Here is a 13,732-nt window from a genome sequence, read left to right as displayed (position 1 = left end):
TGCTGGCACATCGCCGGGGCGGCATCCCATCGTTCCGATGGAGAAAAACCACAAAGCCGAGTGTCACGACCGCGGGCCGAGATCCCACCGATCTCGCTCGGATTCCCACGTCCATGCCGTTTGCATCGCATGAAAATCTAAGTGTTAACACCGAGCATTGATTTACGTTTGGCGATATAAACTTCCGCAAAGCGTAATTTCATGTTCGGGGAATATGGTGTATCCGCCGCCCGGCCCGAGGCATGAAATGCCCTGTTCGCCCAACTCGGGTGGCGGGGTGCCCGGTTCGAGGCAGCGATGCAAGCAGGCGGTAGCCGTTGCCTCGACTGGAACGCAAGGCCACGAAGATGCGAGAACGTTGGGAGACAAGATGAAAGCAGCAGAAGTGAATGTGGGCGCACTGATCGACGAGAGCCGTCTGGGTGCCTATCAGTGGTGGGTGATCGCGTTGTGCGCGATGTGCCTGGTGGTGGACGGCTTCGACGTCCAGGCGATGGGCTATGTCGCCCCGGTGGTGATTCGCGAATGGGGCATCGCCAAGGAGATGCTCTCGCCGGTATTCGGGGCGGGGCTGTTCGGCATGCTGGTGGGTTCGCTCACCTTTTCGGCGCTGGCCGACAAGCTGGGCCGACGCCCGGTGCTCGTTGGCGCGACCTTGTGCTTCTCGGCGTGCATGATCGTCACGGGTTTCGCCAACACGATTACGGAACTGGTCGTCTGGCGCTTTGCGGCCGGGCTGGGCCTGGGCTGCATCATGCCGAACGCGATGGCGCTTGCCGGCGAGTACAGCCCGCGTCGCATTCGCGTGTCGCTCATGATGATCGTGTCGTGCGGATTCACGCTGGGTGGCGTGGTCGGTGGCCTCATCACGGCAGCGATCATTCCGAGTCTGGGCTGGCGCGCGGTGTTCTACATCGGTGGCGCCATTCCGTTGGTGCTCGGCGTGCTGATGTGGATCTCGCTGCCCGAGTCGATCCAGTTCCTGATGTTCGGCAAGCGCGACAGCGCACACATTCGCAAGCAATTGTTGCGCGTGGTGCCGGGTGCCAGCGTGCCGGTCGACGCTCGTTTCGTGCTCGACGAGCAAAAGGCGAAGGGCGTGCCGTTCATCGAGCTGTTCAAGGACGGCCGTGCGCGCGTGACGCTGCTGCTCTGGGTCGTGAACTTCGCGAACCTGCTCGACATGTACTTCCTGTCGAACTGGTTGCCGACCGTGATTCGCGACGCGGGCTATTCGACGCAAGTCGCCGTGATGGCGGGCACCGCGCTGTGGGCGGGGGGAGTGATCGGCACGCTGATGCTTGGCCGTCTGATCGACCGTGTCGGATTCACGAGCGTGCTCGCCGTGACGTTCCTGATCGCGATGGCGGCGACTGCGGCGATCGGCAACCCAATGGTGATGGTGTCGATGGTCGCGGTGTTCGTGGCGATCTTCTTCGCGGGCTTCTCGATCATCGGCGGGCAACCGGCGCTCAACGCGCTGGCCGCCACCTATTACCCGACCTCGCTGCGCTCCACCGGCATCGGCTGGAGCCTCGGCATCGGCCGCATCGGCTCGGTGCTCGGACCGGTGCTTGGCGGTGCGCTCATGCATCTGCAATGGTCGTCGTCGTCGCTGTTCCTGGCGGCGGCGGTGCCTGCATGCGTGTCGCTGGTCGGCGTGCTGGCGATTGCCCGCACGCAGCGCGGCGACGGCGGCACCCTGCGCGCGGCAACGGCCGGCTGAGGGACGCGATGCGAGGGACCTCGGTGCTGCGTCACACCACGGTACGTTGCGGCAGGGGGCGATAAGCCGGAACGAGCGGCAACAAGCCGCGACAAGCCACGATAAGCAATGGTTAGGGGTCCGATAACCATCGAGTATGAAAGTGCGACGCCCGCCGGCGTTATCATGGCGGGCGTCGCTTTGTTTGCGGTGCCTTCTGCGGCGCGACAGGCTTCGTGCCGACTCATCACAACAATAATGACATCGACGTCCGAACTCTCTCCTGCGTTGCCTTCCGAGCGTGTGTTGCTGGGCATTCTCGGCCTGTTCATGATGATCGCGCCGGCGTCCACGGACATGTATCTGCCGGGGCTCGTGACGATGCGCCACGCGCTGGGCGCGAGCGTCGCGGCCACGCAGCTCACGCTCTCGTACTTCTTTCTCGGTTTTGCCTTCGGACAACTTCTGTGGGGGCCGCTCGCGGACCGCTTCGGGCGTCGTCGGCCCATGGCGGCGGGGATCGCGCTGTACATTTTTGGCAGCATCGGCTGTGCGTTCGCCGACACGATCGATCACATGATGGTGTGGCGCTTCGTGCAGGCGCTTGGCGGATGCGCCATGCCGGTGATTGCGCAAGCGATCGTGCGCGACGTCTACGGGCCGCGCAACAGTGCGCGCGCCTTTTCGATCATGCTGCTGGTGATGAGTGTCGCGCCGATCGTGGCGCCGCTCGTGGGCGGGCAGATGCTGCGCTTCACGACCTGGCGCGCGATCTTCGGCATCCTGGCGGTGTTCGGCGTGGTGGCCATGCTTGCCCTGTGGCGCCTGCCGGAGACAGGGGCGGTGCACGCGCGTCAGTCGGGCGGCCCACGTAGCATCGTGGCGTCTTACTGGCAACTATTGCGCGATGCGCAATTCGTCGGCTACATGCTGGCGGGCGGAGCGGTCTTTGGCGCGTCGTTTACCTACATTACCGGCACGCCGCTGGTGTACATGGAGTATTTCCATGTGTCGCCGCAGTTCTTCGGGGTGCTGTTTGGCATCAACATCGTCGGCATGGCGTCGATGACGATGTTCAATTCGCGTCGCGTGGGGCAGTTGGGGTCGTATCGCCTGATGCGTGCCGGCATCTTCGGTTGTGCGATCGTCACGATCGTGTTGTGCGCGAGCGTGTGGCTGGGTGTCGCGCGGCTGCCGCTGATAGTGGCGCTGCTGTTCCTGTTCATGTCCCTGCGCGGCATCATCACCGCGAATGCGGTGGCGGGGGCGCTGGCCAATCATCCCACGCGCGCCGGGGCGGCGGCGGCGCTCGTGGGCAGCGTGCAGTATGGTTTCGGCTTCGCGGCGGGCGGGCTGCTCGGCGTGCTCAACGACGGCTCGCCGCGCCCGCTCGCGACCGTCATGTGCGGCTTCGCATTGCTGGCGCTCGTTGCGCTGCTGACGACGCTGCGCAAGCCGCGGCACGCCCATTGAGCGCGTCGGGTTCCGACGCGCCGACCTACAACGCCAGCACCAGCGTTTTGCCGCAGGCGCGCGAGCAGCATGACATCATTTTCTTGTTCGCGTCGCGCTCGGCGCGCGTGAGCACCACGTCGCGGTGATCCACGTCGCCCTCCAGCACTTGCACTTCGCAGGAGCCGCACAGCCCTTCCTCGCAGTCGCTCTGGACGTCGATGTTCGCCGCGCGCAGCGCCGTGAGCAGCGTCTGGTCGGCCGGCACCGTCACCGTGATGCCGGAATCCTTGAGCGTAACGTCGAACGCATGCTCCCTTGCGGGATCGAGCGTGCCCAGTTGCGACTGGAAGTGTTCGACACGCAGCGTGTCGTCCGGCCAGTGCGCACAGCATTGCGCGAGCGCGTCGAGCATCCGTAACGGGCCGCAGGCATACACCTGCGTGCCGTCCTGCGGTGTGGCGAGCAAACGGGCGTAGTCGACGCGCTGGCCTTCGTCCTTCACCCACAGATGCAGACGCTTGCCGTGCAGCGCCTGGAGTTCGTCTATCAGCGCCATCGTGCGGCGGCTGCGGCCGCTGTAATGAATCTCGTAGTCGATGCCGAGCCCCTTCGCGCGGCGTGCCATGGCCGCAATCGGCGTCACGCCGATGCCGCCCGCGACGAAGATTGCGCGACGCGTCGTTTCATCGAGCCGGAAGTGGTTGCGCGGGCCACGAATGCGCAGCCGGTCGCCCGCTTTGACTTGCGTGTGAACCCAGTGCGATCCACCACGGCCTTGCGGTTCGTGCAGCACGGCGATTTCCAGCGCGCCGGCGTCCGACGGATCGCCGCACAGAGAATACTGCCGCGACAGCCCGGTGTCGCCGCATTCGATGTCGATATGCGAGCCCGGTGCCCAGCGCGGCATGGCGCGGCCGTCCGGCGCGACGAGGCGCAGCTTGACGATGCCTTCGGCCACCGGCACGACGGACGCGACCACGACCGGACGCGTCACGCTGTGCCCCGACGGCTCACCGATGCGCACGGGAGAGTGGCGCGTCAGCACGGCCGGGTCGCGGCGCTCGGGGTTCTGTGCCGGATCCCACTCGACCCAGACATGCTCCGGGCCGCGGAACGACGTATTCGGGACATAGGTGAAGGTCTGCGACGCGAGCCGCATGTGGGGCAGCCGGCGCGTGAATTCTTCTAGGAATATCTGCATCTCCATGCGGGCGAGGTTCTTGCCCATGCATTGGTGCGAGCCGTAGCCGAACGTCAATTGATCGCTGGCGTTTTCGCGGCGGATGTCGAACAGGTCGGCGTCGGTGAAGTGCGCTTCGTCATGATTGGCGGACGACGTCACGATCAGCAGTTTCGCGCCGGCGGCAATGTCAATGCCACCGATGTTCACGTCGCGGGTGACCAGCCGGCGCCAGGCGGCGACCGAGCCGTTGTGACGCAGGCACTCTTCCACGGCGTTGGGAATCAGCGACGGGTCCTCGCAGATCTCGCGCCAGACGTCCGGATGCTGGAGCAGCAGCTTCATGGCGTTCGCGGTGGCGTTGGCGGTCGTCTCGTGCGCGGCCACGATGCCGGCCATCATCATCGAATGCAGGTACGAATCGGTGACGACGTCCGGGTGCTCCTTCTGTTTGCGAATACCGTACTGCATCCAGCCCGACCCCTCGGGGTGCTGGCGCATCTTGTCGAGAATCTTGCCGGCCAGTTGCCAGAAGTTGCCTACGGCATGGGCGACCGCGACCTGTTCTTCGGGCTTGGGGCGTCCCCAGGTGTTGACCGTGTGCGCGATGGAGTACTCGCGCAGCTTGTCCATGTCGTCTTCCGGCACCCCGAGGAAGTGTAGCGCCACAGTGAGCGGCACTTCCCACAGCATCTGGTCCACGAGATCGGCGCGGCCGTCGTCGATGAAGCGGTCCACATACTCGCGGGCGAGCTGGCGCACCAGCGGCTCGTGATGCTTGAGATGCTCGGGCGTGAAGGGCTCCATCAGCACGCGACGGCGCGGCATGTGCGCGGGTTCGTCTTCATTGACGAGCGTGCGGTTGAGCGCGAAGCCGTAGGAGGCGAGCACGGCATTCGCTTCCGGTCCGGTCGGCGTGATCTTTTCCAGGGCAATCGACGGGCTGAACGTGAGGTTGTCGCGGAAGATCGCCTTGATGTCGTCATAGCGCGTGACAACCCAGTAGCCGAGCTTGGGGCTGTAGAACACCGGCTCCTGCTCGCGCGCCCAGCGCACATACTCGGGCGGGTCTTGCTGGTAGCCGTCCTCGAACGGGTCGAAGGTCGCGGCACGCGCACTCACCGGGCACCCGTTGGGGGCCGTCGCGGCAGACGCCTGATGAAAGGGGCAGCCGCCGGCGCTGGCCGTGGCCGTGTCGGGGGTGGGGGCAATCGGTTGGCTCATCCGTTCACGCTCTCTGGGTCGGGTGCGACGACAGCCGCGTTGGGCTCGCGACGACACGCGCAATATAGAACAAGTGTAGAGGAGCGATCACGCGATTGGGCGACGCGCCTCTCATGCTTGGATTTGTTAAGCGTAAATATAATACGCATTGCGTAATAAGGTGGACTGGGGTTAACCTCTAGCGCTGCCGATGCCGGACAATGTCGCTTTGCATCATAAAATCTCGGCGATGACGACAAGCAAACGACCCAAGGCAGGCCTTCCGCGCAGCGCCACTGCGCCTTCGCGCGCGCTGCAAGGCCTCGCGCCATCCGCCACCGATGCCCCCCATGTCGGCGATGTCATCGACGTGCCCCGCGAGCGCGGCCGCCGTCAGCGTGTGCAGTCCGCCGAAACCGGCATGGTCGTGCTCAAGGGGCTGGCCCGGCTGGGTGGCCGTGCGAGCCTTACTGCGCTGGCCCAGCATGTGCAGCAAAGTCCCGCCAAAGTCCACCGGTATCTGATGAGTCTCGTCGAAGAGGGACTCGTCGCGCAGGACACCGACTCTCAGCATTACCATCTCGGACTCGAAGCGATGCTCATCGGCGTGGCGGCCATGCGGCAGGCCGATCCCGTGCGTGCAGCCGAGCCTGCGCTCGTGCGTCTGCGCGAGGCTTTCGATGTCACCTGCTTCATTGCGGTGATGGGCAACAAGGGGCCGACCATCGTGCGTTTCGAGGAGCCTGGCCTGCCCGTGACGATCAACGTGCGCATCGGGTCAGTGATGTCGATGCTCTGGTCGGCTGCCGGCCGCGTTTTCCTTGGATGCCTGGATGACCCGCATGTGTTGGCGATGGCCGAAGCCGAGCTGGCCCATGCGTCGCCGGAACAACGCGCACAACTCGATGCGTCGGACCCCATCGGCGCACTGCGTGCCGAGGTGCGTGCCGCCCAGGGGGCGAGCGTTCGCGACACCAACCTGACCGGCATCAGCGCGCTGGCCGCGCCAGTTTTCAACTACGACGGCCGCCTCGTGGGGGTCGTCACGGCGCTCGGTGCCACGGGCGGGTTCGACGCGCGTATGGACGGCCCGATCGGCGAGGCGGTGCGCCGCGAAGCCCTGTCCGCCAGCCACGCACTGGGCTATCGTCCGCCGCTGCCGGCCAGCGCGTGACTGGCCAGCGCCGCGGGCGTTGCTGTCTCGCACGCGGCTGCCCACACATTTCTCCTGCTCGCGACGTGTCCGGCCATTGACCACGCGACGGGCGTGCGTTCACGTCTGGCAGTGCCCGCGTACGACGGTATCGACCACCGGATGCGGACGTCCCGTTAGCAAAACTGACTTTTGATTTTGGGATTCGGGACAGCGGATGCCGGCCTACGCCGTAACGCAACGGCTATCGCCCTGAATTTGCGCTATTCTGACCCGCTGCTTTTCACCGTCATCGACTTCCTGGAGGAGAAGCCCATGCGTCGTCGCTCGCGTCGTATTTTCGCTGCCGTTCTGACGGTTCTTTCCCTGCCGATGGTACCGCTCGTCGCTCATGCCAAGGCGCTCACCGTGTGCACCGAAGCCAGCCCCGAAGGTTTCGATGTCGTGCGCTACAACTCGCTGACGACGACCAACGCGTCGGCCGATCCGGTGTTCAATCGCCTGGTCGACTTCGACGCCTCGCAAGCGAAGGTTGTGCCGAGCCTGGCGACCCAATGGAGCGTCAGCCCCGACGGCCTGACCTACACGTTCACGTTGCGCCCGGACGTGAGCTTCCACAGCAACGCGCTGTTCAGGCCGACGCGCGCGTTCAATGCCGATGACGTCGTCTTCACGTTCGAGCGCATGCTCAACAACAATGCCCCGTGGCACAAGCTCACGCCGTCGGGCTTCCCGCATGCGCAATCGCTCTCGCTGGGCAAGCTGATCAAATCGGTGCGAAAGGTCGACGAGCACACGGTTCGCTTCACGTTGTCCGAGCCCGATGCGGTGTTCCTGTCGATGCTGTCGATGGGCTTCGCGTCGATCTATTCGGCCGAGTACGCCGGCAAGCTCATCGCGATCAACAAGCCCGGCGAGATGAATGCACGGCCCATCGGCACGGGGCCGTTCGTCTTCCGCAGCTATCAGAAGGACAGTGTCGTCCGGTATGACGCGAACAAGTCATACTTCGGCGGCGCGCCGGCCTCGGATCGTCTCATCTACACGATCGTGCCGGATGCGGCCGTGCGCGCGGAGAAGGTCAAGGTGGGCGAGTGCCAGATCGCGCTTTCACCCAAGCCGATCGACGTGCAGGCCGCGCGCAGCGACAAGGCGCTCAAGGTGGTGGAGACACCGGCATTCATGACCGCGTTCGTCGCGATCAACACCCAGCACAAGCCGTTCGGCGACAGGCGAGTCCGTCAGGCGCTGAACATGGCGTTCGATCGCGCGAACTACGTCAGGCAGGTGTTCGAAGGGGCCGCGACGCCAGCCACCAACGTCTATCCGCCCAACACGTGGAGCTTCGCGAGGAATGTGGCGGCGTATCCGCTCGATATTGCCAAAGCGAAGCGGCTGCTCGCCGACGCTGGCTTCCCGCACGGGTTCGAGACGACGATCTGGACGCGCCCGACGGGCAGTCTGTTGAACCCGAACCCGCGCCTGAGCGCCGAGATGCTGCAAAGCGATCTGGCCCGGATCGGGGTTCGGGCGCAGATCAAGACGCTGGAGTGGGGCGAGTTGATCCGCCGCGGCAAGGCGGGCGAGCATGACTTGCTCTTCATGGGCTGGTCGGGCGACAACGGCGACCCAGACAACTTCCTGACGCCGCAGTTCAGTTGCGCGGCCGTGAAATCGGGCACCAATTTCGCGCGCTTTTGCGACAAGGACCTCGACCAATTGATCAGCGAAGGCAAACGCACGCCTGATCTCGCCGCACGTACCGTGAAGTACCAGGTCGCGCAGCGGATGATCAAGGACGATGCGCTCTGGATTCCGCTGGCGCACCCCATTGCGGCGGTCATCATGCGTGCGAACGTGACCGGGTACCAGGTCAGCCCGTTCGGCCGTCAGGATTTTGCAACGGTACGCGCCGAGTAAATCAAGGTTGCCGCGCAACACGACCAACCCCGCGTTGCGTAAGAGCAGGGCGGCGTGCGGCTTCACCACGCGACCATCGGGGCCAGGGAAGGCACGTAGCGCGGCGTCAAGTGTCTGTTCACGCTGCATCAGCGTGTCTCGTACCCGCGTTGTTCACGAACGCGTCGAGCCCGCCCCATTGTGTGCCGATGGCGCTGGCCATGCGACGGCATGCCTCATCCGTGGCAATGTCGTCCTCGCTGCGCGTCGCCATGGCGATACGGCGTGTTGTAAGCGTTTCACGAACGATACGTTTTCAGCATGTGGCTTCGCAATGCCTCGTAAGTTGAGGTATTAGTTCTTTTTAAATCAAACGATTACCTAAGTTGGCACGGAAATCGCGTACACGAACCGTGTATGGCGAAGCGCCAACCCGAATTTCCAGCAGGCTGTTGGCGAGGTGTTCCTGTGCGTTCGCGCATGGGATGGCCAGCTATTGCCCGCGTTTTTCGCTGACGTGCTCGCGCCGTAACGCAGCCCCGGTTGGCATGGTGTTGCGTGTTTCGAAGTGAATGTGCGCGGGGAGGGGACCATGAACGGGCTCAAGGCGACGCTAGTATCGGCGGCAGTGGCGGTTGCGCTGTGTGGAATTTCGATCGAAGCATTACACGCTGCGGGAGGTGGGGGCGGGCACGGAGGCGGCGGTGGTATGGGCTTTGGTGGCGGTGGCGGAATTGGCTTTGGTGGCTTCGGTGGCATTGGCGGGCCAGGGGCTTTTGGAGGGCCTGGCGGTCTGGGTAGCGGCTCCGGCATTGGCGGTGTAGGCGGCTGCGGCTGCGGCGGGCACGGCGGTGGTCACGGCGGTGGCGGTGGCGGTGGTGGCGGTGGCGGTGGTGGCGGTGGCGGTGGCGGTGGCGGTGGCGGCGGCGGTGGTGGCAGCGGCGGTGGTGGCGGTGACGGCGGTGGCAGCGGTGGCAGCGGTGGCAGCGGCGGCGGCGGTGCTGGCGGCGGCGTCGGTGCTTCCGGCCCCGGTGGCCGCGGCATCGGTGGCGCGGCCGGTGGTAACGGACTTGCCGCGTTCGGCGGCCCTAGCGGTTTCGGTGGTGGCGGTGGATGTTCGATGAACGGCTTGAATGGCGAGGAGACGTGTCCCTGAGTCAGTTGCAGGCGGGCCCGTGGGCGTTTGGCACAACCCGCGGGCGGGCATTGCCCCTCGGCATTGGCATTGGGTAGCAAATCTTGCAGGTTAATCGTCGGTTCCTGATACGACCGGCTGGCAGCCTCGCTGTCAGCCGTGCCACCCCCCCGGCCCGTAATCAGGCAGTTCTCCCGGCGACACGCCCCTTCGGATGATCGAAGGGGCGTTTTTTTGGGGACGACCGGTCTGTCAGCTCGCGTCGGGGATATCGACATGCCGATTGTGTATTTCGCGTAAACCCGCGTTTATGGCAGCATCCCGGGTCTGGGCCGCGCAAGGGCGTTACCGTCCCCGCGCGACCGTTGCGGACTCATCAAGTCCGCTCCCATCGAACGGGCGCTCAACAGGCGCCAAATCAGCAACAGGAGAAATCGCACATGCTGTCCCGTCAACTGGTGCACGCGTTCCTCGGCGCCACGCTCGCGCTGGCCTCTCTCGGCGCCACGGCCCAGACGGCCGCCAAGCCCCTGAAGGTCGGCACGATGGCCGGCTCGGACGCGCAGATCTTCGAAGTCGTGAAGCAGGTCGCCCATCAGCGCGGCCTGGAGATCAAGATCATCGAGTTCAGTGACTACGCACAGCCGAACGCGGCGCTCGACGCCGGCGATCTGGACGCCAACGGGTTCCAGCACAAGCCATTCCTCGACAGCCAGGTCAAGGATCGCGGTTACAAGATCGTGAGTGCCGGTCTGACGTACGTCTCGCCACTGGGCTACTACTCGAAGAAATACAAGTCGCTGAAGGACCTGCCGAACGGCGCCAAGGTGGGCATCCAGAACGACCCGTCGAACGGCAACCGCGCCTTGCTTCTGCTGCAGAAGGAAGGCCTGATCAAGTTGCGCGCCGGTGCGGGTGTCGCCGGCAGGAACGCGACGCCGCTGGACATCGCCGAGAACCCGAAGAAGCTGAAGATCGTGGAACTGGAAGCCGCACAACTGCCGCGCGCGCTGCCGGATCTGGACGCGGCCTCGATCAACACCAACTTCGCCGCGCAAGCCGGCCTGGTGCCCAAGCGTGACGCCATCGCCATTGAAGACCTGAAGGGGCCCTACGCCAACCTGATCGCCGTGCGCGCGCAAGACCTGAACAAGCCGTGGGTCAAGTCGCTGGTCGATGCCTACCACTCCGACGAAGTGAAGAAATTCATCGAGACGCAGTTCAAGGGCGCGCTGATTCCGACGTGGTAAGGGCTGGCAACGTACGCGATGCGCGCCGCGCGCGTCGTTCGCAGCACGCGACGGACCGGGGTTTCGACCCCGGTTTTTTTACGTCGTCACGACTGATATGGGCTGACATATCGCAACGCAAACGTGACATCGTTTGACTAGAATAAAGAAGAGATCCGGACCGACGGGAGGTTGCCATGTCCATGCTCAATGTCTCGATGATGCTTGTGGCGCTGCTTGTGGGCTTCGCCATCGGCATGCTCTTCGATCATTTTTGGGTGACGCATCACGACGAGTCGTCCGAGCACCGGCGCCTGAATTGGCACGAGATGTGGGACCGCATCCGTCACCAGCACTGACGGGGTGGGCCGCGACTGACCGGTATGCGTCAGCCGCCGACTGTGTCGCGGAGTTTGCGCCAGAGCGTCGAGCGACTGATGCCAAGTGCCTCGCAGGCGGCGCTGCGGTCGCCGTTGCACGCCGCCAGGGTGGCGTGAATGCGCGCCAGTTCCTCGGCTGCGCGACGGGCACGGCCTGTCAGCGGGGCTGGCAACGTCGCTTCGATGCCCGGACCGGTGACGCCGTCGGTGCGGGGCGCGCGCGCATCCATTTCCCGTCCGTTGTTCGTTTTTGAAACATCGGGAGGCAAGGGACCGTCCATTCGATCGGTCATGGCCCCCAACTCCGGGGCAATCTCGACCAATCGGGCGCGACTGATTTCGCGCGCGTCGACGACATCCGCGCAAACGACGGCAATCCGTTCCAGCAGGTTCTCCAGTTCACGAACATTCCCGGGCCAGTGATACATCGCGAGCAGTGGCAGCAGCGACGCCTGTAACGCCTCGACGCTCATGCGCGCCCCCGCGCGGGCGAGCGCGCGTTCGAGAAAGAGTGGTGTGAGGCGCGGCAGGTCGTCCATGCGCTCGCGCAGTGGCGGCAGCACCATGCGCAGGATGTTGAGCCGGTAGTACAGGTCTTCGCGGAACCACCCGGCGGCAACGCGCTGCCGAAGATCGCGGTGCGTGGCGGCAATCACGCGCACGTCGCACGGCACGGGTTCGGTCGCGCCGAGGCGCAGCACCTCGCGCTCCTGCAGCACCCGCAACAGACGCGTTTGCAGCGGCATCGGCATCTCCCCGATTTCGTCGAGGAAAATGGTGCCGTTGTGTGCCGTCTCGAACAGCCCTGCCTTGCCGCCGCGCCGCGCGCCCGAGAATGCACCATCCTCATAGCCGAACAGTTCGCTCTCGAGCAGCGTTTCCGGAAACGCCGCACAGTTGATTGCGACGAACGGATAGTCGCGCCGTCGGCTGGCGTTGTGGATGCCTTGGGCCAGCAGTTCCTTGCCGGTGCCGCTCTCGCCGTGGACGAGCACGGTCGCGTCGGTGCGCGCGTAACGGCGCGCCAATGCCCGCACCTGCGTCATCGCGTCCGAATCGCCGATGAGATCGTCGAGGCGGTAGCGCGCCACCAGATGGCGCGGGCGATGGCGCGAACGCAGGGAGCGATCGACGCGCGCGAAGGACTGCGAATCCTGGCAGGTCAGCAGCGCGCCCGTGAGCGTGCCCTGGTCGAGCAAGGGAATGCGGTTGATGACCCACGTCTTGCCAGCCATCGAGACGATGGCCTCGAGTTCGGCGCTCGCACGCTCGAGCGTGCGTGAGATGTCGAGCGCCGGGGCGATGGCATCGAGCGGTCGGCCGAGCGCATCGGCGACGCTCACGCCGAGCATGCCCGCCATCGACGCGTTGATCGCTTCGATGCGTCCGTTCAGATCGACGGCCGCAACCCCTTCGTGCAAATGCCGCAGCACGGTATCGAGCCGCTCGCGCCGTTGCGCTTCGATGCGCCCAAAGCGTGCGACTTCGAGCGCCGTGTCGAACGCGGCGCGCACCGAATCCTGCGAATAGAGAAAAACGCCTGTGAGTCCGGCTCGCTCGGCCAGTTCGGTCACCAGTCCGGGGCCGACGATGACCTCCGTGCCTTCGTCGCGCAAGCGGTGCACAAGGTCTTCGGCATCGTGGCGGTCGAAATAGGCGTGCTGTGCGACATCGAGGTGGAAGGCGCTTTTGAAGCGCTCGAATTCGGGCGCGGGGCGGGCATAGGACACCAGTGCAATACGCGACGCGGGCGAGGGTGGCGGCAGGGCGCGGCGTGCCCGCGCCAGCGCATGCATCACGTCAAAGCCCGTCACCTTCACGAGCACGACGGGCAGGGCGAGGCGCTCGCGCAGGAAGGCGCCGTTCGAGCCGGCCGCCACGATGCCGTCGACGCTGCCGGCGGGCAGGCGCTCCAATGCGTCAATGACGGTTTCATAGCCCTTGTCGATGATCTGCACCTCGGCTTGTGCGGCGTAGTCCGGCACGATGTCGCGATACAGCTCGCCTAGCTTGCTGATGCCCACGGCCCAGATCACGGGCTTTCGAACGGCCGTGACCGGTTGCGAAAGCCCTGTGCGGAGGGGGCTCGCGGCCCCGGTGGGCAAGCGGGGAGGCAATTCGGCGGCGGGAGTGGGCATGACCTGACTCATCGGTAAGTGCGGGGTGGCGCGAGGCGGGTAAGGGCGCGGCGCTCGGACGGGCGTCACCACGGGAAACTGACTCGAATCGTAGCACAATGCAATGCGATGTTTCATAATGCGTTTCATAGTGAAACGTAATGAGACGAATTGACGTCCCGAGGCGAGTGAATCGACTTGACGTGCGCGTCACATCCGAGAAGAATTTCCGCTGCGAAATGAACGTCTTAGCGACGCGGCGCCACGATTGGCACG

9 protein-coding genes are annotated in these 13,732 nt (G+C 64.9%); 7 read left to right on the top strand and 2 right to left on the bottom strand.

What is annotated here, in order from left to right:
* The first annotated feature begins 370 nt into the window (after window positions 1-370).
* Window positions 371-1,726: an MFS transporter gene (locus PTE31013_RS11485; protein ID WP_150612919.1), complete on the top strand. Its 1,356-nt coding sequence runs from the start codon at window positions 371-373 to the stop codon at window positions 1,724-1,726.
* Between the two features lie 237 nt (window positions 1,727-1,963).
* A complete protein-coding gene (locus PTE31013_RS11480) occupies window positions 1,964-3,178 on the top strand; it encodes a multidrug effflux MFS transporter (RefSeq protein WP_174978525.1) in 1,215 nt (404 codons plus the stop codon).
* Window positions 3,179-3,203: 25 nt separating this feature from the next.
* Here PTE31013_RS11480 and PTE31013_RS11475 read toward each other — a convergent pair whose 3' ends face one another.
* On the bottom strand, window positions 3,204-5,564 hold the full coding sequence (locus PTE31013_RS11475) for a cytochrome P450/oxidoreductase (RefSeq protein ID WP_174978524.1): 2,361 nt from the start codon (window positions 5,562-5,564) through the stop codon (window positions 3,204-3,206).
* 229 nt (window positions 5,565-5,793) lie between these two features.
* On the opposite strand from PTE31013_RS11475, the gene PTE31013_RS11470 reads away from it, so the two are divergent.
* The 5 genes from PTE31013_RS11470 (at window position 5,794) to PTE31013_RS24805 (ending at window position 11,318) form a co-directional block, all read left to right on the top strand.
* Window positions 5,794-6,717 carry an IclR family transcriptional regulator gene (locus PTE31013_RS11470; RefSeq protein WP_246174292.1) on the top strand — a complete coding sequence of 308 codons (924 nt, stop codon included), beginning with the start codon at window positions 5,794-5,796 and terminating at the stop codon, window positions 6,715-6,717.
* A gap of 294 nt (window positions 6,718-7,011) precedes the next feature.
* Window positions 7,012-8,616, top strand: a complete 1,605-nt coding sequence (locus PTE31013_RS11465; RefSeq protein ID WP_150612917.1) for an ABC transporter substrate-binding protein — start codon at window positions 7,012-7,014, stop codon at window positions 8,614-8,616.
* Window positions 8,617-9,187: 571 nt separating this feature from the next.
* The gene (locus PTE31013_RS25000) at window positions 9,188-9,751 is read left to right on the top strand and encodes a hypothetical protein (RefSeq protein WP_217426226.1); all 564 of its coding nucleotides are present in this window, start codon (window positions 9,188-9,190) and stop codon (window positions 9,749-9,751) included.
* Between the two features lie 419 nt (window positions 9,752-10,170).
* Window positions 10,171-10,980: a MetQ/NlpA family ABC transporter substrate-binding protein gene (locus PTE31013_RS11450; protein WP_150612915.1), complete on the top strand. Its 810-nt coding sequence runs from the start codon at window positions 10,171-10,173 to the stop codon at window positions 10,978-10,980.
* Window positions 10,981-11,156: 176 nt separating this feature from the next.
* Window positions 11,157-11,318 (top strand): hypothetical protein, encoded by a 162-nt coding sequence (locus PTE31013_RS24805; protein WP_174978523.1) that lies wholly within the window; start codon window positions 11,157-11,159, stop codon window positions 11,316-11,318.
* A 29-nt stretch (window positions 11,319-11,347) separates the two neighbouring features.
* On the opposite strand, the gene prpR is transcribed toward PTE31013_RS24805, so the two are convergent.
* A complete protein-coding gene (prpR, locus tag PTE31013_RS11445; protein WP_246174291.1) occupies window positions 11,348-13,477 on the bottom strand; it encodes a propionate catabolism operon regulatory protein PrpR in 2,130 nt (709 codons plus the stop codon).
* Window positions 13,478-13,732 lie beyond the last annotated feature (255 nt).

Origin of the sequence: Pandoraea terrigena (assembly GCF_902459705.1) — a bacterium.
Classification (GTDB): Bacteria; Pseudomonadota; Gammaproteobacteria; order Burkholderiales; family Burkholderiaceae; genus Pandoraea; species Pandoraea terrigena.
The sequence above is the reverse complement of the archived record's forward strand: the minus strand, read 5'-3'. Positions and strand labels throughout refer to the sequence as shown.